Here is a 21,980-nt window from a genome sequence, read left to right as displayed (position 1 = left end):
CGATAGGGTTCGGAGCGTGGATGTCGCCCGCACCGAGAGTCACGATGGGACCGGTCAGTTCGGCGCCGCGGCCGGTCACGCCAAGCCGGAACCCGTCGAGCGGGTGCCCTCGCCGGTCGACGACCGGCTCGTCGAAGCCGCCGGCCGGCTCGCGTACTCGGTCCGCACCCGCTGGCAGCGGGAGGAGGAACACCGCCAGGTCCACGACCCGCTCCCGCTGCCCGTCCGGTGGCGCCCCGTGGCCGCGGAGCTGACCGACTCCTGGGCCAACATCCGCCGCGTGCGTGCCGGGGACACCGCCGCGCCGCTGGACCTGACCGGTCAGCTCGACCGGATCGTGGACGTCTACCGACGCATCCCGTCCGGCCGGCTGGTGGTGCTCGGCCGGGCCGGCTCCGGCAAGACGATCCTGGCCCTGCGGTTCGTGCTGGACATGCTGAAGAACCGGGCCGCGACCGAACCGGTGCCGGTGATCTTCGGCCTCGGCTCGTGGAACCCCACCACCACCGACCTGCGGGACTGGATCACCGAACAGGTGGTGCGCGACCACCCGGACCTCGCCGTGCCGGGGCCCGGCAGCTCGACGTTGGCCGCCGCGCTGGTCGAGTCCGGCCACGTGCTGCCGGTCCTGGACGGGTTCGACGAGATCGCCGCCGGCCTGCACCTGGCCGCACTCGACGCGCTCAACGGCACCGGCCTGCCGCTGCTGCTGACCAGCCGTCCCGACGAGTACGCCGCCGCGGTGGCCGGCATCGACGTGCTGACCGCCGCCGCCGGTGTCGAGCTGACCGACCTCACCACCGCCGACCTGGCCGGTTACCTGCCCCGCACCACCCGCAAGACCGGCCGGACCGGGCCCGCCTGGCAGCCGGTCCTGGCTGGTCCAGGTGTTCGTGTTCGGACCCGCGCTCGCGCTCGTCGCGCCGCTCACCGGGTGGCTCGCGGTCTTCGGCTTGCAGACGCTGCCCGCTGGTTCCGTGTTCGGGCTCTCGTTCTTCTGGGATCCGCTGTCCGGCCTCTTGATCGGGCTGATCGGCGGTATCGGGGGCGGACTCGGGTACGCGCTGAGCCTGACGGCGTGGGGGCACTGGGTGGTGTTCGCGCGCGTGTGGCTGCCGCTCACCGGACGGCTGCCGTGGGCGCTGACCGCCTTCCTGGACGACGCCTACCGGCGTGGCGTGCTGCGCCGGGCGGGGGCTGTTTACCAGTTCCGGCACGCCCGGCTGGAAGACCACCTGAGCCGGTCCAACACCGATCGGTGATCCATTTCCCCTGGTAGGACCAGCAGGCCGGCAATGGCCTGTGACTGGCCTGGTCTGCCTGACCGGGTGACCCCCACTCTTCGGTGACCGGCTCGGGCCGGCCAGGAGGGGAAGGGGGAACCGGGGTGACTTTCGGGGAGTCGACGGACGCGGCGTGCGGTCCGGGGGACGTCTGGGCGGAGCACTTCGCCGCGCCGGTGCCGATGGGTGGCGTGAACTGGGACGCGTACACCCATGAAGAACTGCACGACATGCTCTGGCGGGAAGCCGATGTCGCCGACGTCGGCACGGTCGCGGAGGAGTGGCGGCGACACAGCGCCGAACTGGCCGGCCAGGCGACCGAACTGCGGGACCAGCAGGCCGCTCTGCGGGCCGGTTGGGAGGGCGACGCCGCCGAACTGGCCGGGGCGGGACTGGGCGAACTCGCCGACCGCCTCGACACCATCAGCGCCCACTCGCCGGTGACTGACTTCGTGTTTCTCCAGAGAGGGGAAGAGAACTTCGGCAAGGACGCGGCGCTGCAAAGTCGTCACGCTCAGCACGCAACCGGAGGCGGGCCGATGAACACGTTCGACGTCGAGCCCGACCCACCGTGCCGATCGACTCGATCTTCGGCGTGCCGATGTGGCCGCTGGACGGCGTGTGGAACGCGCAGAGCGCCGCACAGCACGTCACGCCACTGCGCGGCTTGGGCGTGGCGATGTACTCCGGCAACGGCGGCGACCTGACCGTGGACCCCATCCAGGCAGTGGCGGAGAGCTGGGACAGGAAGGCCGCCGTGGTCACCGCCGACCACCTGCGGGCGGCCGGCATCCCGTTCGACTTCCTCGACTACGGCGACGGGTCCACGTGGGCGCCGGGCTGCACGGGCAAGCACAACCAGACGGCCTGCCTCCAGGCCGACATGGACCACTTCGTGCCCCTGATCATGGGCCGCCTCCAGCACCCGTGACGCGCGCGGGCCGAATCACTTCGAGGAAGGGTGAACATGGGACTGATACACGCGTGGCGCATGCAAAAGCTCGTCTCGGACGCCAGGACCGCCTTCGGCCGGGGTGATCCGACGTTCAGCGCCGGGTTCGACATCGACGCCCGCGCGAGGGTGTCCATGACGAAGATCCGCAAGGAGATCGACCTGATCGTCGGTGCCGTGGAGCCGATCGGTTGGCAGTGCGTCAGGGTGGAGCCGTTCCTCGCGTCGGTCGAGATCGACTTCGTCCGCAATGCCTGACCAGGGCTAACTCCCGTCCACGGCCCGCGCCTCGTCCAGGGACAGACCGAATACGGTCCGCAGCACCTTCAGCCGCGTCACCAGGTCTGTCCCTTCGGCGTGCAGGACCCGTGCGACGAGATCCAGTCCACCGCCGCACTCCCGGATCACCGTCTACTCGCGGAGGCCGAACCCGCCCGGGGACGGGGCGTGGTCGGCCTCCGGCGCCCGAGGGTCCCGCTTCAAACGCTCCCGGACAGCGTGGTCCAGGGCGTTGCGCATCGCCCGCCGGAGCGCATGGGACCTGGCCACGAGCGCCTCCCGGTCGGCGGACGGCGCGGCGAGCGCGTCGAGGACCTCAGCCAAGGGCCGCAACGGCAGCACGAGCGGCTCCACCTCCAGTCCGCTGACCAGCACGTCGTCACCGCTGGGCAGGAACTGAGCGGTGATCGCCGCGTCGTCGAAGTACCGGTACAGGTACTCCTCGCCGCGCAACAGCACAGGAACGCTCTGCAAGCACACGCCGAGCACCAGGTAGGACAGCGTGTCCCGCAGGTGCGCCTGCCGTTCGCCGTGCCTTCGATCTCGCGGCGTTGTGACCCGACTCGTCGCGGGGGGCGGCGGTAGTCTCGCCCGGTGATCTCGATTCCGGCAATGCGCGTGTCGGTACGCAGGTTTTCCGTCACGGTTCTCGCGGCACTCTTCGTGACTGCCGTCGCCCCGATCCACAGTGCGACCGCCACCGACCATCCGAGAGCATCCCTGGTCCCGTTGACCGAACTCTCGGCGGAACGCGTCCTGCTGGCCGACAAAGTCGCCGCAGCGAAGTACGGCACCCCCGCCCCCATCGACGACCCCGCACGCGAACAGGTCGTGCTGGACACCGTGCTAACCCTGTCGATCGAGATGGGCATCGATCCCAGCGAATCAGTCGCGGTGTTCCGCGACCAGATCGAAGCGAACAAACAGGTCCAACGCCACCTCTACGCCCTGTGGACCGCACACCCCGAACTGGCCCCCACCGAACGCCCCGACCTGGCCACCGAGGTCCGCCCCCAGTTGGACCGCATCACCCGCCAACTCCTGGAACAACTGAAGGCAACCGACCACACCCGCGCCCGTCCCTCCTGCCCCGCCCGCCTCCTGGCCACGCGGCTGTTCGTCTCCCACACCCGGAACCTCGACCCACCCCACCGCGCCGCCCTTGACCGTTCCCTGACGTCCGCCTGCGATTAACCCGCAGCCGGCCACGCCTTACCTTCCGCTTACCTTTCTCTCGCCGTTTTCCCACTTTCCCAATCAAAGGTAAAGGCCCGGCAATGTCCGAATTGCGACACCGTGACCCAATTGGGGAAGTCACCGACCGATCGAGATGAGAGCGCGCTCACGGACTCTTCCCCTTTCACTCGAATGGGTGAAAAGTATGGGCTGTGAGACTCAAGAAAACCCTGCCGGTGCTCGTGACGCTGGTCCTGGCCGGGATCGTCAGCACGGGTACCTTCGCGCAGTCGCAGACGTCGACCCAGAGCCCTGTCAACGTCACCTCCGGCGCCATCCGGTCGGACCCCTCGCAGCCGAAGTTGGACGTGACCTACGGGCACACCGAACTGGAGCTGAAGTACATCCGCAAGGACACGGCGAGCGCGAGCGGCTGCACCGTGCGCAACCACGAGGAGACGGAGGAGGCCGAGGTCGTCCCGGGCTCCGGCTACGTCACCGTCGCGGGGGTCCGCTACGACCTCGTGCAGTTCCACTTCCACACCCCGTCGGAGCACCGCTTCTCCGGCCACGCCTTCCCGCTGGAGATGCACCTGGTGCACCGCAGCGCCGACGGCAAGCTGCTCGTGATCGGCGTGCCGATCGAGGCGGGCCCGAAGTCGGTCGTCGACGAGGTCCTCGCCACGCTTTCGCCGGAGTGCGGTGAGCCGGTCGAGGTGCCGGACATCGACCTGAACCGGTTGGTGCCGTCGACCCACTACACCTTGCACTACAACGGTTCCCTGACCACTGCCCCCTTCACCGAGGGCGTGTCCTGGTACCTGACGACGCCGCTGACCGCGACGTCCGCGACGCTCGCCCGGTTCAAGGCCGAGTTCCCCGAGGGCAACGCCCGTCAGGTCCAGCCGCTCAACGGCCGGACGTTCTCCGGCGTTCCGATCATCTGACCGTCCGGCCCGGTGTGCACCCCACACCGGGCCCTTCCCCCAGTGGCGGGTCTCACCGCGACGACTGCGGTTTGTCAGGTGCGCGGCCAGTGGTTGAGGAGGACGTCGAGGGCGTCCAGGGTTCTGGACCACGAGGACTCGGTGTCGCGTGGCGTGTGGCGGAATCCGCCTGCTGCCTCCAGGGTCGCGTACCCGTGGAAAGTGCTGTGCAGGAGTCTGACCGCGTCGGTCTGGTCGGGCTCGGACAGGTCGTAGCCGCGCAGGATTGCCCGCGTCATCTCCGAGTGCCTGCCCGCCGCGCTCGCGGCCGCGATCTCCGGGGTCAGGTCGATCTGCATCGCGGCGTACCTGCCCGGGTGCTCCTTCGCGTAGTCCCGGTAGGCGTTGGCGAAGGCGACCAGGGCGTCCTTGCCCGCACGGCCGGCGAGGGCGGTGGCACCCCGGTCGGCGAGTTCCGCCAGGGCCAGGACGGCCACTCGTTCCCTCAGGTCCTGCGCGTTCCTGATGTGCGAGTACAGGCTCGCGTCCTTGACGCCGAACCCGCGCGCGAGTGCCGAGACGGTCACGTTATCGAAGCCGACCTCGTCGGCCAGGTCCGCCGCCGCCCGGACCAGGCGTTCGGCCGTCACTCCCGCGCGTGCCATGTCGCCCTCCCTGAAAGCTAGAGGCCCTAGGCTACCACCTAACAGTTTGCTGTATCTATCTAACCGGCGTAGCTTTGGGCTCATGGGACCGCTGACCGAGCGCGATATCCGCGCGTCGTTCATCAACTGCACCAAGGGCGAGGCGAAGCGCTTAGCCCTGCCTTCCGATCTCTCCACGCGACCGTGGGACGACCTGGACTTCCTCGGGTGGCGCGATCCCGCATCGCCACAGCGGGCCTACCTGGTCACCGAATCCGGTGACGGTTTGGTGGGCGTGGCGCTGCGACTGGCGTCACCGCGAGCCGGTCAGCCACGGCGCGGCATGTGCTCGTTGTGCCTGACCACCCATCCGGGCGACGGCGTCTCGCTGATGACCGCGCGCAAAGCGGGCCGGAGCGGCCAGCAGGGCAACTCCGTGGGGGCCTACATCTGTGCCGACCTGGCCTGTTCGCTCTACCTGCGCGGGAAGAAGGACGCCGGCCCCGGCGGGCGGCTCCACGAGTCGCTCACCCTGGAGGAGAAGGTCGAACGAACCACCGCCAAGCTCACCGCGTTCCTGCACAGGGTGCTCGACTGACCGTTGCCTGAATGGCGACGTCGACGGCGGACACGAACGACCACCGGGGTCACCTGCAGGGAACGACGTATTCACAGCATTTTCTTGGAGTCCACGGCCGGTCCCGGACGTTGAGCAGGTGACTGCTGATCGACGGGGATCGGCCGGACCACCGAGGAGGAGCGGCTGTGCTCACCACCACGCACCTGCCTTTGGACGGGCACACCACGTTCGACGCAGCCGGCGACCGGGGACCGCGCGATATCAACGCCGACGCCGTCGCAACGCATACCGACCCGGCAACGGGGCGCATGGCGTTCGCCGTCGCCGACGGCATAGGCGACCACCTCCTCGCCGCACGCGCCGCGCGGCTCGCGGCGACGACCGCCGTGACCACGGCAGTCCAGCGCGGCGCGCGCGGCGGCCTGCTGTGCGCCCAGGAGGAACTGCTCCGGCAGTTCAGCCAGAAGCGGGCCGATACGGTGCTCGTCGTCGCCGTGCTCCCACCCGTGGACAGCGCGGAGGAGGTCGCGGACATCGCGTGGGTCGGCGACTGCCGCGCCTACCGGTGGAACGGCCACGTACTGCACCAAGTCACCGTCGACCACACGCTCGCACAGTTCTGGCTCACCCGCGGCGTGATCCCGGCGCCCCGCGCGGAGCACATCGTGACCGACTCCGTGCGCACGGCCAAGGCGTCCGATATCGGACACGCCCGCATCAGTGCCGGTCCCGGCACACTCCTGCTGACCACCGACGGCGTGCACAAGCCGCTCGGCCTGGTGCAGATCAAGACGATCCTCGCCGAAGCGCCCATCCGGGAGGCCGCAAGCGCACTAGTCACCGCCGCAAGGACGCACGGCAGCACCGACAACGCAACCGCCGCTGTCGTGCACCGGTTCCCGACCACGGCCGTCACGGGCGTCGGCGATCAGCAACCAGGGCTCGCATAAGGGCCTGCGCCTCAATACGGCGACCCCAGCCCAATCAGGGCGGAACCACTTACGACAGTGCGAACAGGTCGCGGATGTCGTCCGCGGAGAGTTTGGTGTCGAAGACGTTGCCGTCGTCCATGACGCTGGTGAACAGCTCGGCCTTCTTCGCCTTCAGGGCCATCACCTTCTCCTCGATGGTGTCCTTGGCGACGAGGCGGTACACCATGACGTTGCGGGTCTGGCCGATGCGGTGGGTCCGGTCCACCGCCTGCGCTTCGGTTGCCGGGTTCCACCACGGGTCGAGCAGGAAGCAGTAGTCCGCCTCGGTCAGGTTGAGCCCGAACCCGCCCGCCTTGAGGCTGATCAGGAAGACCGGCGCCGTCCCTTCCTTGAACCGCTTCAGCACGGCGGCCCGGCCACGGGTCTTGCCGTCGAGGTAGCAGTACTCGACCCCGGCCGTGTCGAGCGCGGCGCGCACCTTGTCCAGGAACCCGGTGAACTGGCTGAACACCAGCGCCCGATGCCCTCCGTCGATCACGTCGTGCAGCTGTCCGGTCAACGTGTCGATCTTGCCGCACGGCAGGTCGTGGTGCTCGTCGTCGACCAGCCCCGCGTGCAGGCTGAGCTGGCGCAGCAGCGTCAGCGAACGCAGGATCGTGAACCGGTTCTTGTTCACGTCGTCGATCAGGCCCAGCACTTTCTGCCGTTCCCGCTGCAACTGGGTCTGGTAGATCTTCCGGTGCCGCGGGTGCAGTTCCACCTCAAGCACCTGCTCCTGCTTCGCGGGCAGGTCCGCGACCACCTGCTCCTTGGTGCGCCGCTTGACCAGTGGCTTGATCCGCCGTCGCAACTGCGCCAGCCGCTCGGCGTCCGCGCGCTTCTCGATCGAGAGGGAGTAGTACTCGCGGAACCGGTTCGGGCTCGGGAACAGCCCCGGCGCGGTGATCGACAACAGCGACCAGAGCTCCATCAGGTTGTTCTCCATCGGCGTACCGGTGATGGCCAACTTGAAGGGAGCCGGGAGCATCCGCGCGCACTGGTGGATCTTCGACTGGTGGTTCTTGGCGAACTGGGCTTCGTCCAGCACCAAGCCCGACCACGACGCCGCCGAGTACGCGTCGAAGTCGATCCGGAACACCGTGTACGAGGTGACCACCACGTCCGCCGCCCCGATGAGCTCGTCCAGCGTCCGACCGCGCCGCCGCGCCGTGTCCGGCACCACGACGACGTTCAGGCCCGGTGCGAAGCGTGCCGACTCCGTGGCCCAGTTCGACACGACGCTCGTGGGCGCGACGATGAGGAACGGCGGCCCGTCGGGGGTGGCCTTTTTCGCGTGGCAGATCAGTGCCAGCGCCTGCACCGTCTTGCCGAGTCCCATGTCGTCGGCGAGGATGCCGCCGAGTCGGGCTTGCCAGAGGAAGGCGAGCCAGCCGAAACCGTCCACCTGGTACGGACGCAGCCGGGCGTCGAGGGTCGCCGGCACCTCGGCCGCGCGGAGGGCCTCACCGGACAGCAGTCCCTCGACCTGGCGTTGCCACGCCTCCGCCTGGCGTTCCACCACACCGAGCCCGGCCAGCTCCTCCCACAAACCGGCCTGGAAACGACTGATCCGCAGCCGGCCGCCCGGCGCGTCCTGGAGTGCCCGTGCTTCCTCGATCAGCCCGGCCAACGCCCGCAGTTCGGGCTTGTGCAGGGAGAAGTACGCGCCGTCGGCGAGCAGCATGTGCGACTCGCCTTGGCTCAGCGCCGAGAACACCTCGACGAACGGAACCGGTGTGCCCTCGACGCTGATCGTGATGCCGAGGTCGAACCAGTCCGTTTCCCCGACCAGTTCCTCCGTGGACACGCCGATCGACACCGTGTCGCTCGCCTCGCGGTAGTCGACCTGCTCACCGCTGGTCTCGACCACCACCCGGGGATGCCCTGCCAGCAGCGGCAACGTCTGGGTGACGAACCGCATCGTGTCGATGCCATTCAGGCTGACCTGGTCCGGCCGAGGTCCGATCTGCTCGACCGACGCCAGCACGGCGCGCTCCGCATCGTGATCGCGGTAGCCGCCCTCCGATTCGGGCGCGTCCAGCGGCACGCGCAGCCGGGAGTCCCCGACTTCGTACGCCCATTCCCAGCCGACGCCGAGCGCGTGCCCCGCGCCGAACTCCGCCCGCACGACCAGGGTGGGGCCGGAGATCTCCGGGGGTGTGAAGGCGCCGTCGGAGGAGATCACCGGAGCCAGCCGGCGCAGGCGCGGGTAGAACTCGTCCCGAAACCGGGTCCGCCCGGACTCGGGAACCGTGAGCCGCCGCTTGTCCAGCACCAGTCGTTGCAGCGGGGGTGGGACGGGCGTGGCGAACCTGGCGAGCCGGAAGTGCCAGCCACGGCAGTCGGCGTCGGCCTCCGTCTCGGCCCGATCCGCGTAGACCAGACCGTGGCCGCCCGAACCGACGAAGCAGACCGGCTCGATCTCCGCCGAGACCCCGTCGACGCCGATCACCGGGCTGACCGTGCGGACCGCCCCGTTTCCGGTGACGTCCAGCGCGATCCGCGCGACACCCGGAGCGGCCACCTCTCCCCACGACTTGCGCGCGTGCACCAACTTCAGACCGATCTGCTGCGCCTCGTCGAGCAACGACCACAGCTTGGCCGAGTCGAACGACGCGAGGTCGACCGATTTCGTGTCGTAATAGGACTGGTAGCCGGGATTGGTGCCCGCCAGGTGCAGCGCGTACAGCTCACGCAGCAGCCGCACGTGCGACGCGCGGTAGTCCCTGACGTGGTACACGCCGAGCTGGTTCCAGCTCAACCCGCTCGCGACCCATCCGGTCTTGCCCGCCCGCACGATCCGTGCCCGCACGGCGAAGCCCGTCCCGCTGTACTGCCCGCCCGGCGCCAGCGTCAACTCGACCGCCAACGGCGTGTCCGCGCCGACATCCTGCCCGTCTCCGACCAGCTCCTGGAACGGCTGGTCCCAAGTCGGTTTCGGCGGCCTCTCACGACCACGTGGCCGCTGCGTGGCCGTGACCACCACCGCCACCACGTGTTTGCAGTTCAACCCCACGGGACAAGTGCACTCACCGTGCGCGAACTCGACGACGTTCCCATCGACGAAGTCGAAGTACGCGGACGACTCGTAGACATCCCCGCCACGCACCGTCCCGTGCAGCGCTGTCTCCGCGTGGTCCCACGACACGCTCAACACCGCACCCCGACGCGCGTAGTCGGTTCCTCGACCGAACGTGGCCCTGCCGACCGCGTCCTCGATATCCGCAAGATCAACCTGGATGTGGGTCACCGACACGCAGGAAAGGTAGCAACCCCCCGCGCGGACGTCAGGACGCCTCCAGGTCGGCACCGCCTGGGTTAGCGTGCGTACCGGACAAAGGGAGGGTTCGTGGTCGACATGCCGCCGATCCAGGTGCCGGTCGGCATTCGCGCCGGTCAGTGGGTCACGGTCGAATCCGAGCGGACCGTGCTCCTGGTCGCGCACAACGTCACCACCGTCACGCGTCTCCTGGACGTCGTCGGCGCGTTCGACTCCGACTTCCGGGTGCAGGTGGTGGTCACGTGGAGCGGCAGCGACCCGTTCCACCGGGACCTGACCGGGTTCTTCGCCGACCTCGGGATCGTGACGGTGCCGTGGAACGAGGCGGTGACCACGCGGTTCGACCTGGCGATCGCCGCCAGTCACCATGGCGGGCTGACCGAACTCAACGCGCCTTTGGTAATTCTTTCACACGGAATCGGATACACTAAATATTCTCCGGGAAAACAGGAAAACAGGAAAACAGGAGGGCGGCAGACGTTCGGCTTGTCGCCGCAGTGGTTGCTGTACGACGGGCAGCCGATCGCCGAAGCGCTCGTGCTGTCCCACCCCGAGCAGCTGGCCCGGATGGAAGCCTCGGTACCGGAGGCCGTCCACACCGCGGTCGTCGCCGGAGACCCGTGCTTCGACCGGATGCGGGCGAGCCTGCGGCGACGACGCCACTACCGCCACCTGCTCGGCGCCGACGAGCACCGCAAGGTCGTCGTGGTGTCGTCGACCTGGTCCTCGCACTCCGTTCTGGGCTCGTGGCCTGATCTGTTGCGCCAACTCCTCGCCGAGCTGCCGATCGACGACTACCGCGTCGTGGCGATCGCGCACCCGAACACCTGGGCGGGGCACGGGCCATGGCAGCTGCGGACCTGGTTGGCCGACTGCCTGCGCGCGGGACTTGTCCTGGTGCCACCCGCCGAGGGTTGGCGGGCGGCGCTGATCGCGGCCGACTGCGTGATCGGCGACAACGGTGCCACGACCTGTTACGGAGCCGCGTTGGGACGCCCGACGCTGCTGGCGGCGTTCCCGCAGGACAACGTGGCGGTGGGCTCGGCCGTGGAGGTCCTGGGACGACTGGCGCCACGGCTGGACCGGCGACGTTCGCTTCGGGAGCAGGTCGAGTCGGTGATAAGCCGGCACGGGCCGGACACGTTCGCCGAGGTCGCGGAGTTGGTGACGTCGGTGCCCGACGAGTCGCCGCAGCTGCTGCGCTCGCTGTTCTACCGCGTGCTGAACCTGCCGGAACCGCCGGACGAGCCGAAGCTGTGGCCGGTTCCCGTCACGGGCCTGCCCACCGGCACCGCCGCCGCCCCGGTCTCCGCCACGCTCGTCAGCACCGAACTGGACATCGCGGACCGACGGGCGACGCTGGTCCGATATCCGGCCGAGGTCCAGGCGCACAACCTCGTCCGCCAGGAGATCACCGGCTCGCACCTGGTCTGCCACGTGGACCACCCGGGCCGTGCGCTGCGGGCGACCGCGGACATCCTGTTCGCCGTCGAGGACGAGTTGACGGGCGAGCCGGCGCAGCAGTGGGCGGCCGAGACGCTGGACCGTCATCCCGGGTGCCAGCTGGCGGCCGTGATCGGATCAGCCCACGCCCTGGTGAGAACACGCGAGGGGCACACGATCGAGCTGACCGGCACCGACCCCACCCGGTTCGCCTCGGTGGTCTACGCCTGGCTGTCGGCCGGTGAGCCGCTGCGCGGGCTCGCCGGGGTCGTGATCGTGGGCGGCGAGGCGGTCCACGCCCGTCTGGTCGACGTGGACTGACTCAGCTTTCCAGCTCGTCGCGCAACCGTTGGGCCTCGGCCCGGTGCCTGCCCGCCGCATCGACGTCGCCGAGGAGTTCCTCGGTCGAGGCAAGGGCTTCGAGGGCCGCAACCTGTTGGGACCGGAACCCGATCTCGCCGAACAACCCAACCGCACGTTCGAGCAGAACGGCGGCCTGACCGGCCTCCGAAGCACCAAGATGGGCGCAGCCCAACACATACAGCGTCCGCGCCCTGTTCACCACGTCGCCGCGATCGGTGAAGTACGTCAACGCCGGCCGCAGTTCCGCGATCGCCTGCGCATGCTCACCGCTCTTGAACAGCATCCGGCCGAGGTGCATCCGGTTCAGCGCGATCGCGCGTTCGCGTTGTTCGGGCTTGCCCACCCGGTCGATCAGGGCGAGCGACCGACGCAGGTAGTCGATGCCCGCGGCCGGATCGTTCTTCTGCTCCCACGCCAACCCGAGCCACTCCAGATTGCTCTGCTGCCCGAAGACGTGGGGCAACGACTCGGCGAGCGCCAGCGACTTCTCCACCAGGCCGATCGCGGCGTCGAGATCGCCGCGCATCTCGTGGGCCGCGCCGAGCTGGTTGAGCATCAGCATCTCCGACTCCTGATCACCGCTGCGCTGCGCGACGGCGAGACCGGTCAGTCGGGTGTCCATGAGGTCGTCGGCGCGGTCGGTGTTGTAGTACCAGGGCCACAACGCCTCGCACAGCGTCAGGAACCGCTCGTCGAGTCCCCACTCCTCGGTCATGGCCAACGTGGCGGAAAGGTTCGCGTCTTCCAGGTTGAGCTCACCCAGCGCGCGCCGCACCGCGTCCGGTCCGCTGAACGCCGGCTTCGCGTTGAGCAGCCGATCCGAGACCCACCAGCGGTCGGACAGCACCTTGGCCAGCACGACCGCCCGATCCACGTACCAGTCGGCCACTCTGGTCCGTGCCTCCCACATGTCCTCCGGAGAGGCGTCGGCGAGCGCGCGGTCCCGCGCGTGCCGCGCGACCAGGGGGTGGAACCGGTAGCGCTCGTCGGCGCTCGGCGACAGCAGGTTGGCGTCGGCGAGCCCTTCGAGCACCTCGACCGCCGCCTGTTCGGGTAGTCCGAGCAGGGCCGCGGCGGCCGGGTGGCCGAACTCCGCTCCCGGGTGGAGCGACAACAGCCGATACGCGCGGGCCTGCGCGGGCGTGAGTTGCCCGTAGGACAGGTCCATCACCGCTTCGGCCGACTTCCAGGCGTCGGAACCGAGCGCGTCCAGCGACCGACCGGTGAGGATCTTGTCCACCATCGCCGTCAGCGTCCGCCGTGGCGGCACCAACCACGCCGACGCGATCGCCAACGCCAACGGCAGCCCGGCGCACAGCTTCACCAGGCTCTCCAGGGCGGCCGGCTCGGACCGCACCCGGTGCTCGCCGACCGACCGGTGGATCAACTCCACCGCGAACTCGGGACGGAGCGGCTCGACCAGGAGCTGACGGACACCGGCCAGGTCCGGCGCTTCCAGCCACTGCCGGCTCGTCACCACCACCGCCGCCTTGGCCGAGGACGGGAGCAGCGCGATGACCTGGGCCGCCGTCGCGGCGTCGTCGAGGACGACCAGGATGCGCCTGCCCGACGTCACGGACCGGAAGAACGCCGCCAGCTCACTCTCCTCGGCCGGAATCCGGTCCTGCTCCACGCCGAGCTGGATCAGGAAGTAGCGCAGCACGGCGGCGGGCGACACCGGCCCTTCGGCACGTGATCCGCGGAGGTCGTAGAAAAGCCTGCCGTCCGGGAAGTCGTCGGCGAGCCGATAGCCCAGCCGCACGGCCAACGTCGTCTTGCCCACGCCGGGCATCCCGGTCAGCACGACCAGCCCGATGTGCCCCTGGTCCCACGCGGCGCGCACCGCGGCGACGAGCTCGGCGACTTCGTCGGTCCGGTTGACGAACACCCTCGTGTCCGGTGGCAGCAACTGCGGCACAGGCCGCTCCCCCGACGCACCGATGCTCACCGGCCCACCCCCTGCGCGTAGCTGCCGGGCCTGACGATACCGATGATCGACGCCGAACGTGATCGCACCACGACGAGAAGTGAACGGGCGTGTCGTGCCGATCTCAGGCCGAAAGATCGGCCGTCGCGGTGCCGCAGTCCGCGTGCTGGAACAACATGTCCGCCACTTCCGCCGCCGCGTTCGACCACGAGATCCGGTCACGGATGTCTTCCACCCGACGGCGTGTCACCTGATCGTGGGCCAACGCTTCCACGAGCGCACGGAGATCACCCGGCGTGACCCCTCGCCGCCCGATGTGCACCCCCAGCCCGAGTCGGGCCAGCCGTCGGGCGTTGTCCCGTTGCTCCCTCGAACGTGGTGCCAGCACCATCGGGACCCCCGCGGCCAACGACTCCAGCACCGAGTTCATCCCCGCGTGGGTCAGGAACACCGCGCTGCGCGCCAACACCGCCAACTGCGGCACGCGGTGTCGAGCGATGACGTTCGGCGGCAACGCTCCCAGCACGGCCGGATCCAGCCGTCCGGTGGCCATCACGACAAGCCACTCCGTGTCACCGAACGCCCGCACCACGCTCGTGAAGAAACGCGGCCCGCGCGAGAACACCGTTCCCGGCGACACCAGCAGCACCGGCCGCCGCCGCATCTCGCCCCACGGCAGCGTCACGTCCGGCACGCTGTCCCGCCGGCGGACCAACGGCACCACGACCCGCTGCCCATCCGAGGCCGGGCCCGGCTGGAACTCGGGCAGAGCGTTGACCACCAACGGCCGACCACGGGTCCGGCGCGGATTGCCCACGACACGGGTCGTGCTGAACCACACCTGCGGAACACACCGCTCGCGCGCGACGGCCGCGGCCCACGGCGCCATCGGATCCACCACGACGAGCTTGGGCCGCGACACCGCGATCTGCGTCGCCACAACCCGCGCGGCAGCCCGCCCGGCAAGGACCTTCCGAACACCGCGAACGGCACCGCGCACGGCACTGAGCGGCGAATACGAATCGGGAACCTGGACCTCGAATTCCTTCGGCAACGCGACCGGCTCGGCACTCACACCGGCGACCACCGCCGCGAACTCGGCACCCACCAACACCCGCACCCGCCCACCCCGGGCGACCAGCTCCGCCACGACCGGCAGCATCGGGTTCACGTGCCCGTGTGCGGAATAGGGAACGAACAGGAAATCCCCCACCGCACCCCCGTGCCCGCCCACAACACGATTGTAGGTGCCGGGCAACTCACCGAACCTCACACCACAAGTTGCGGAAATCCCCGGAACGCCCACGGCCGTGTCGGGCGAGGCGATATGGTGCGGATTCACACCACGTGCGATCAGGGGGGACCTGGCGATGTCGGGTGACGACCGGGCGCGCCTTGAGGCGCGCAACGCCGCCATGAAGGAACAGGTCAACAGCCTGATGGACACCTTCAACCGGCAGGCGGGGATGCTGCGCGACGCGCAGACGGCAGCCGCGCAGACCACGGCTTCGCTGACGTCCAAGGACGGGTTGGTCCGGGCGGCGGTCGACTCCGGCGGTGTGCTCACGCAGCTGGAGTTCGCGCCGTCCGCGTTCGAGCGGTCCACGCCGGAGGCGCTGGCCAGGTCCGTGCTGCACCTCGCGCGCGAGGGTGCGAGCCAGGTGAAACGACAGGTGAACGACCTGATGTCGCCGCTCACCGAGGGACTGCCGGACCTGTCCGACCTGGTCGAGGGCGCGCCGTCGCTGTCGGCGCTGCTCCCCCGGTTCGACGCGCCCGTGCCGCCGCCGGTCACGCCCGACGAGGACTCCTTCGAGGACCGGAGCGCACTCGCCCACCGGGCCGAGCAGGCACGGACAACGCCGCCGCCACCACCTCCGCCCGCCGCACGCCCGCGCAGGACGTCCGATGAGGACGAACTGCCCGACAGCTGGCTCAAGGGGAGCTACTGATGAACGCGGGTGGCTTCGGCATCGACCCGGAGGCCGCGGCCGGCGCCGCGGCCGAACTCGCTTCGGCGGCGGACCAGTTGGAGACCGCACGCACGGCACTCGCCGACGCCCTCTCCGCCTCCGGCGCGTGCTGGGGCGGCGACGAGTCCGGCCAGGAGTTCGCCAAGGACTACGTGCCCGGTTCCGAGGGCGCGGTGCGGGCGTTCACGTCCCTGGTCGAAGGGCTGCGCGGGATGCGCGGGAGCGTGGTGGACGCGATGGCGACCTACCGTGCCGTCGAGGACGCCAACGCCGACACCTTCACGCGCGGGATCTGAGCCGGGATGCAGACCGGTTCGGGGCCGCACAAGGCATGTCGGGGGTAACGCTCAGTGGGGATGGAGATACCCGACGAGGTCAAGTGGCTGCTGCCCATCGTCGTCGGGGAGAGCTGGCCGGAAGGCGACGAGGACGAGCTCCGCGCGCTGCGTGACGCCTGGCACCGTGCCGCCGAGGCAATCCCGCAGGTCAGCTCGACCGCCGAGCACGGCGCGACGGGAGTCCTCGACGGGTGGACCGGGGACGGCGCCGAGGCGTTCGAGGAGGCGTGGAAGAAGTACGTCGAGGGCGATGACGCGTACTTCAAGTCGCTCGCCGAAGCGTGCCAGGCGCTGGGCGACTCGTGCGACGCGACCGCGCTCGATGTCGAGTACACCAAGTACATGATCATCGCGTCGCTGATCATGCTCGCCATCTCGATCGCGGCCATGATCGCTTCGGCGGCGGTGACGTTCGGCGCGTCGACGGCGGGCATCGTGCCCGCGCAGATCGCGACGCGCATGACCGTGCAGATGATCTTCCGGCAGCTGTTGCAGAAACTCGTGCAGCAGGGGTTCAAGAAGGTCGCGCAACAGGTGCTGCGCCGGGTGCTGCGGGAGGTCGCGACGAACGTGGCCACCGGCGTGGCGCTCGACGCCGGCATCCAGGGCCTCCAGGTGGCCACCGGTGACCGCAAGTCGTGGGACTGGGGCAAGACCGGGGACGCCGCCGTCGGTGGCGCGGTGGAGGGCGTGGTCGGCGCGGCGTCGAACGCCGTGCCGAAGGGCGCCACCAGGGGCCTGTCCGACAGCGTGGGCGGCGAGGTCCTCGACGGCGCGGTGCGCGGCGCGACCCGCGGCGCGGTGGAGGGCGCGGTCACCACCGTCGGCGAGGCAGCGGTCACCGGAGACCTGGACAAGCTGTCGGCGAAGGACGTGCTGATGGGTGCGTCCGGCGGTGCGGTCGACCGCGGTGTGGGAGGGGCGACGGACTCCCTCGGCGCGATCCGGGACATGGACGTCGCGACGCCGGACACCAGGGCCGACGCCGACGCCTCCCCGGCCGGACCGGCCACGTACCGGGACAGGCCCGCCACAACGCCACTGGACCCGGGTGCGGGCGGACAGTCCACATCGGACCCCGGCGGCAGGTACGACCCGGGTGCTCCCCGGTCCGGCGGCGGTTCGGACGACCCGCCGAGCCGCGAGACGGCCACGCGGGTCTCGGGGTTGTCACCGAGCATCGCGGCCGACCGGACGGACAGCACCGCGCCGGGCAGCCAGGTCGGCGCAGGTCAGGTCGGCGCAGGTCAGGTCGGCGCAAGCGCAGCCGGTGGCAGCCAGGCAGGCGGTGTTCAAGCAGCCGGTCAGTCCCCCGCGTCCGCACCGGCCTCGCAGGCCTGGGTACCTCCGGGCGGGGCGGGCTCCACCGGTGCGATGGCACCCGGCGGCGCGGCACCGTCCAGCGGCGGGGCACCGTCCAGTGGCGCGGCACCATCCGGGGGCGGCACACCCGCGGGCCACACGTCCACCCAACACACGGCCGCAGCCGCATCACCGGGCAGCGCGGGCCAATCCACGCCCTCATCCGCTCCCGCTCCCGGCCAGGGATCACCCGCGCCGACCGGCGGCAACCAAGCCACCCCGTCACCGGCAGCCGGCACCGGCCACCCCGGACCCGCTCCGACCGGCGTTCCCGGCCAGGCCACATCCGCGCCGAGCACCGGCACCAGCACCAGTTCCAACTCCGGCTCCAACTCCGGCACCGGCACCGGCACCAGTTCCAACTCCGGCTCCGGCTCCGGCTCCGGCCAAGGATCGTCCTCCGGCGGGTACGGGAGGGCGCCCGCACCGGGCGGCGGGTACGGCATGGCGTCCCCTCCCCCCGGCGGCTTCGGCCCACAACCGGGCGGCTACCCCGCCGACACCGGACGCCCGCAGGGTCCGCCGCACGGCAACGTCTTCGCCGCAGGAACGACGGGCGCGCAGTTCGCACCCCGGTTCGACACCCCGCCTCCGCCACGCCACGACGGCCCGCCCGTACCGCAGCAGCACGGCAGCATTCCACCGCCGATGGCCGGACCCCAGCCCGGCGGCACACCCCCGCGCTCCTTCAACCAGGGGCCGCCACAGCGCGGTCCTCAAGGCACACCGCCACAGCCGCAACGCGGTCCGCAAGGCTCACCGCCCCAACGCGGTCCGGTCCCGCCACCACAGCGCGGCCCTCACGGCTCGCCGCCACCCCGCGCCGACATGCCACCGGCCGGCCGTCCCACACCGCCGCCTTACACGCCCGCACCGCCGCCGCCACGGGCACCGATGCCGCCACCCGCACGCCCGATGGGTCCGCCGCCGGCGCACCGCCCACCCGCCGGTCGCGCGCCGATGCCCCCACAGGGCTACGCGCCGAACAGCCCGCACCCGCAAGGCCCTCCACCCCCACGGCGGCCCGCACCCCCACCGGCCTCTCCGCCGCCGAACGCACCCCGCTGGCAGCCCCCACCCGCAGCGGACACCCGCAAACCGACCGCACCCGCCGACCCACGCCCACCCAAGCAACCGGACGCGGCTCACACACCCGAACCAACCACCCCACCCAAAGCACCCCGCACCCCCGAACCCACTCCGGCCGCAGCACGTCAGGAGCCGACGCCGGCTCCGCCCGCGCAGCCGGAAGCGCCGCGTGGCCTCGAACCGACGCCGGATCAAGCGCACCCGGAGTCATCGGCCGACCAGGTGGTCGACACCGAGCCGGACCGCGCCGGGGACGACCTCGGCGAGGACTACCTGTTCGACCCGGACCACCGGGCCACCGCGGCCGACAACGTCGCACTCATCGCCGCGATCGAAGGCGACGCCCGCCGCGCCGAGATCAGGACCAACGCGCTCGCCCGCCGGGACGCCGCCGAATCGTTGTCGGGTCTGTCCGACGAGGGCGCGGTCGCGCTGCACGCCTACACCGGCCACGACCTGTTCGACTCGGCCAACACCGCACAGCGCCTGGGCCCCAAGGGCGAACTCGCGGAGTTCCAGCGCGCCCGGCTCCCGATGCGGGCGATCGTCTCGGCGATCAACGAGCTGGACCCGATGGAAGCCGAGCTGGTGCGCGGCATCGACGTCAAGGGCAACCCGGTCCTGGCCAAGCTCATCGCGGACCAGTACGTGCCGGGCCGCACGACCGTCGAGCCGACCATCGTCAGCGCCTCGGTCAAGGAGTCGCCGGACTTCGTGTCCAAGTTCGGCGAGGACGTCGAGATCCACATCCACGCCAAGACGGCCCGCGACATCCACGAGCTGTCGCAGAACGACACCGAGCGCGAAGCGGTCTCCAAGCCGACCACCCAGTGGTACACCCACGCCAAGGAGACCATCGAGGTCGAGCGCAACGGCGTCGTCAAGCAGAAGACGGTCATCCGGGTCGAGGAGGTCCTGCCCGGCGACCCCCGCTACCTCGACCGGGCCGCGGCGGAGCAGGAGATCGCCGACCGGCGTGCCGCCAACAACGCCAATAAGACGGTCTTCGAGAACCTGCTCAAGCAGTCGTTCGAGGAGCGGTTGGGCGGTGGCTCGTCCGACACTCCCGAACCGCCGAAGCCCGCCACCCCCGCCGCGCGGGACGACAGCGTCATCACGAACCGGCTCGGCGGCTACGCGGGCGCGGACCCGATGCTCGACGCCGACCCGATCGCCGTCGGCACCGCCGGTGACCACGACTGGTCACCGCTGTCCCGGGCCACCAACCCGCCCGCCGAACCCGCGATCCACGCCGACACCGCCAACGCCAACCAGTCGGCCAAGTACGTCGCCGAACGACACCCGCACCTGGCCGGGGTCAACCCGCGCTTCCACGACGTGAACGCCTACGAGCAGGGTTACCAGACCAACTGCACGCGCGGTGTCGTGGCGAGCGCGCTGCGGCAGGCGGGCATCGACACCGAAGCCGGACCACTGCGGCCCGAGCACATGGAGTCCATGGGCACCCTGGACCACGTCCGGGACCAGCTGGGCGGCGACTGGCAGTCGCACGGCGACTACGACGACGTCATCCGCGCGATGCGGGACCGGCCGTTGGACTCGCGCGCGGTGATCGCGGTGAAGTACCTCGGGCCGGACGGGGTCGAGTACGGGCACGTGGCGGAAGTCGTGCACACCCGCGAGGGCGTCGCGTTCGTGGACCCGCAGACCAACTCCCTGATGAGCCTGCCCCACCCGCCGGTGAAGCTGGACCTGCTCCCCTACGACCTCGCGGAGGTCGCCGAACGCCACGCGGCGCGGACGGACACCGAAACGTCCACTCAGGACAGGACGACCACGAGCGACTCCGGCTACGGCGCGGCGGAGCCGGGGCAACGAGGAGACGAACGCCCGCCACCGACCCGTGAGGAGATCGGCCGCTACCTCCAAGAGCCACGCGTCCAGGACGCCATGCGGGTAGCGGACGCCATCAGCCGCCGCGACCCGGACTCCCGGATCACCGTGGACGGGCAGAAGTTGCACATCGGCGAGGCCATCGCCGCCCTGTTGCCGCGCCATCCCGAAATGGCCGCCCTCCTGCGCGACGTCCCGTTCCTGGAGAACTCGCTACTGGCCCGTCCCCAGACCCTGGCCAACCTGCTGAGGCACCCGCAGGCGATCGAGGTGCTGGAGGACTGCGTCCAGGAAGTCCGCGACCACGAGCACGGCCCGGAAGCCCTGGCGGACCAGTACGACGCCGAACCGGCCCCGGGCCCCGCCCTCCTCACTCCCGAACAGGCGGAGTTGTCCGGTCGTGCCAAGGACATCGCAGATGACAGTCCCGCGTCGCACCGCGTGCAGCCCGACTTCATCGGAGCGAACAAGGACGACACCGGGTACCGGCAGCAGTACCTCGAAGGCCTGTACCGGAACTGGGCGACCAAACAGCAGCAGTTGCACACTTTGGCCGACGAGGTCGCCAAGGCGACGGGCGGCGAAGCGTTCTCCCGCAAGACCGAGAAGAGCAGGGTTCGAGCAGCCGACAAGATCGCGGAGTACGAGAACCACGCGGACAAGCTCACCGACCTGGTCGGCTCGAAGATCCAGTACGGCACCATGGCCGACGCTTACAAGGGTCTGGAGGTGTTGTTGGACAAGATCCAGGCTGATGGCTCCAAGGTCACCATCGTGAAGTTCAAGGACCGCTTCCTGAAACCACAGGACAGCGGCTACCGCGACCTCCAGTTCAACGTCCGCCTGCAACTCGAGGACGGGACCTTCCACGTGGCCGAACTCCGCCTGCACCTGAGGTCGATCGACGACGTCGCTGACTTCGAGCACGCATTGTATGAGGTGCGCAGGGACTTCGCCACTCTGGCCGACGAAGAGAACCGTACGATGAGCGCGGAGGAACAGGCCCTGGTCGGAGCGATCCTCTCTCGAGAAAAGGCCCTGTTCGGCGAAGCTTTCGCCCAGGGACACGGAACTGTTCGGAACGGTGATCGGTGATGGTGAGAACTCCGTCGTACTACGAGTACTACAAGTCGACATACGTCCTCGAGACCAATTCCGAGGGCGACTGGGTCGGCTACCGTCTCAACACCGACACCGGCGAGTTCCAACCGGACAACCGCCCCATCGCCGAAATCCTCCTGGCGACCTCTACGAGCGAGGTCTCCTCCCTGGACCGGGAGGAGTTCATCTGGACCACCGAGGAGATACGTGGGCAACTCCGCGGTGACGGTCCGGTTTTCGCGCTCTACGAGACGATCAACGCCATGTACGAGCAGAAAGAGCGCGAAGGCCGCAAATCGTTCACCCCTGAGGAACGGGCGTTGATCCGATCGATCCGCCGACGCACGTTCAAGATGTGGGAAGAAGAAGCCGCCCGCCGAGCCGCGGGCGAGCCGCCGACGTTCACCGTCAGGCGGGCGTGATGACGATGGGAAAGGGC

19 protein-coding genes are annotated in these 21,980 nt (G+C 69.9%); 13 read left to right on the top strand and 6 right to left on the bottom strand.

Annotated elements, in window-relative coordinates; translation table 11 throughout:
• The first annotated feature begins 16 nt into the window (after positions 1–16).
• The 4 genes from ALI22I_RS18065 (at position 17) to ALI22I_RS18055 (ending at position 2,493) form a co-directional block, all read left to right on the top strand.
• Positions 17–1,279: an NACHT domain-containing protein gene (locus tag ALI22I_RS18065; protein ID WP_077006669.1), complete on the top strand. Its 1,263-nt coding sequence runs from the start codon at positions 17–19 to the stop codon at positions 1,277–1,279.
• A gap of 108 nt (positions 1,280–1,387) precedes the next feature.
• Positions 1,388–1,990 (top strand): WXG100 family type VII secretion target, encoded by a 603-nt coding sequence (locus ALI22I_RS50945; protein ID WP_179118270.1) that lies wholly within the window; start codon positions 1,388–1,390, stop codon positions 1,988–1,990.
• Positions 1,957–2,214, top strand: coding sequence for a hypothetical protein (locus ALI22I_RS18060; protein ID WP_179118269.1), 258 nt, complete (start codon positions 1,957–1,959; stop codon positions 2,212–2,214). The genes ALI22I_RS50945 and ALI22I_RS18060 overlap by 34 nt, the downstream gene beginning before the upstream one ends.
• A 36-nt stretch (positions 2,215–2,250) precedes the next feature.
• Positions 2,251–2,493, top strand: a complete 243-nt coding sequence (locus tag ALI22I_RS18055; protein WP_077006668.1) for a hypothetical protein — start codon at positions 2,251–2,253, stop codon at positions 2,491–2,493.
• A gap of 6 nt (positions 2,494–2,499) precedes the next feature.
• Here ALI22I_RS18055 and ALI22I_RS50940 read toward each other — a convergent pair whose 3' ends face one another.
• On the bottom strand, positions 2,500–2,643 hold the full coding sequence (locus ALI22I_RS50940; protein ID WP_179118268.1) for a hypothetical protein: 144 nt from the start codon (positions 2,641–2,643) through the stop codon (positions 2,500–2,502).
• A 3-nt stretch (positions 2,644–2,646) separates the two neighbouring features.
• Positions 2,647–2,988: a hypothetical protein gene (locus ALI22I_RS18050; protein WP_143532274.1), complete on the bottom strand. Its 342-nt coding sequence runs from the start codon at positions 2,986–2,988 to the stop codon at positions 2,647–2,649.
• 138 nt (positions 2,989–3,126) lie between these two features.
• Between ALI22I_RS18050 and ALI22I_RS18045 the strand changes: the two genes are divergently transcribed.
• Positions 3,127–3,708, top strand: coding sequence for a chorismate mutase (locus tag ALI22I_RS18045; RefSeq protein WP_077006666.1), 582 nt, complete (start codon positions 3,127–3,129; stop codon positions 3,706–3,708).
• Positions 3,709–3,902: 194 nt separating this feature from the next.
• Complete coding sequence (locus ALI22I_RS18040) at positions 3,903–4,637, top strand: carbonic anhydrase family protein (RefSeq protein WP_077006665.1); 735 nt, start codon at positions 3,903–3,905, stop codon at positions 4,635–4,637.
• A gap of 74 nt (positions 4,638–4,711) precedes the next feature.
• Here the strand turns inward: ALI22I_RS18040 and ALI22I_RS18035 are convergent, their stop codons facing one another.
• Positions 4,712–5,281 carry a TetR/AcrR family transcriptional regulator gene (locus ALI22I_RS18035; RefSeq protein ID WP_077006664.1) on the bottom strand — a complete coding sequence of 190 codons (570 nt, stop codon included), beginning with the start codon at positions 5,279–5,281 and terminating at the stop codon, positions 4,712–4,714.
• A gap of 82 nt (positions 5,282–5,363) precedes the next feature.
• Between ALI22I_RS18035 and ALI22I_RS18030 the strand changes: the two genes are divergently transcribed.
• Both ALI22I_RS18030 and ALI22I_RS18025 read left to right on the top strand, forming a co-directional pair.
• Entirely contained in the window at positions 5,364–5,858 is a 495-nt protein-coding gene (locus tag ALI22I_RS18030) for an FBP domain-containing protein (protein WP_077006663.1), read from the top strand.
• A gap of 167 nt (positions 5,859–6,025) precedes the next feature.
• Positions 6,026–6,790, top strand: a complete 765-nt coding sequence (locus ALI22I_RS18025; RefSeq protein WP_238598427.1) for a PP2C family protein-serine/threonine phosphatase — start codon at positions 6,026–6,028, stop codon at positions 6,788–6,790.
• Between the two features lie 49 nt (positions 6,791–6,839).
• Here ALI22I_RS18025 and ALI22I_RS18020 read toward each other — a convergent pair whose 3' ends face one another.
• Complete coding sequence (locus tag ALI22I_RS18020; protein ID WP_077006662.1) at positions 6,840–10,067, bottom strand: DEAD/DEAH box helicase; 3,228 nt, start codon at positions 10,065–10,067, stop codon at positions 6,840–6,842.
• Between the two features lie 93 nt (positions 10,068–10,160).
• Between ALI22I_RS18020 and ALI22I_RS18015 the strand changes: the two genes are divergently transcribed.
• Entirely contained in the window at positions 10,161–11,855 is a 1,695-nt protein-coding gene (locus tag ALI22I_RS18015; RefSeq protein ID WP_238598426.1) for a hypothetical protein, read from the top strand.
• Position 11,856: 1 nt separating this feature from the next.
• On the opposite strand, the gene ALI22I_RS18010 is transcribed toward ALI22I_RS18015, so the two are convergent.
• A complete protein-coding gene (locus ALI22I_RS18010; protein WP_143532273.1) occupies positions 11,857–13,845 on the bottom strand; it encodes an NB-ARC domain-containing protein in 1,989 nt (662 codons plus the stop codon).
• A gap of 103 nt (positions 13,846–13,948) precedes the next feature.
• The gene (locus ALI22I_RS18005; protein ID WP_077006660.1) at positions 13,949–15,058 is read right to left on the bottom strand and encodes a nucleotide disphospho-sugar-binding domain-containing protein; all 1,110 of its coding nucleotides are present in this window, start codon (positions 15,056–15,058) and stop codon (positions 13,949–13,951) included.
• Positions 15,059–15,194: 136 nt separating this feature from the next.
• Here ALI22I_RS18005 and ALI22I_RS18000 point away from each other — a divergent pair, with 136 nt between their 5' ends.
• The 4 genes from ALI22I_RS18000 to ALI22I_RS17980 are packed head-to-tail and all read left to right on the top strand — an operon-like array spanning position 15,195 to position 21,963.
• On the top strand, positions 15,195–15,776 hold the full coding sequence (locus ALI22I_RS18000; RefSeq protein WP_338013498.1) for a YbaB/EbfC family nucleoid-associated protein: 582 nt from the start codon (positions 15,195–15,197) through the stop codon (positions 15,774–15,776).
• Positions 15,776–16,093, top strand: a complete 318-nt coding sequence (locus ALI22I_RS17995; RefSeq protein WP_077006659.1) for a WXG100 family type VII secretion target — start codon at positions 15,776–15,778, stop codon at positions 16,091–16,093. Before ALI22I_RS18000 ends, ALI22I_RS17995 begins: the two co-directional genes overlap by 1 nt.
• A gap of 60 nt (positions 16,094–16,153) precedes the next feature.
• Positions 16,154–21,535 (top strand): WXG100-like domain-containing protein, encoded by a 5,382-nt coding sequence (locus ALI22I_RS49330; RefSeq protein ID WP_143532272.1) that lies wholly within the window; start codon positions 16,154–16,156, stop codon positions 21,533–21,535.
• Positions 21,535–21,963, top strand: a complete 429-nt coding sequence (locus tag ALI22I_RS17980) for a hypothetical protein (protein ID WP_143532271.1) — start codon at positions 21,535–21,537, stop codon at positions 21,961–21,963. Before ALI22I_RS49330 ends, ALI22I_RS17980 begins: the two co-directional genes overlap by 1 nt.
• Positions 21,964–21,980: the final 17 nt, after the last annotated feature.

Origin of the sequence: Saccharothrix sp. ALI-22-I (genome assembly GCF_001984175.1) — a bacterium.
Lineage (GTDB): Bacteria > Actinomycetota > Actinomycetes > Mycobacteriales > Pseudonocardiaceae > Actinosynnema.
This window is presented reverse-complemented; position numbering and strand designations above follow the sequence as displayed.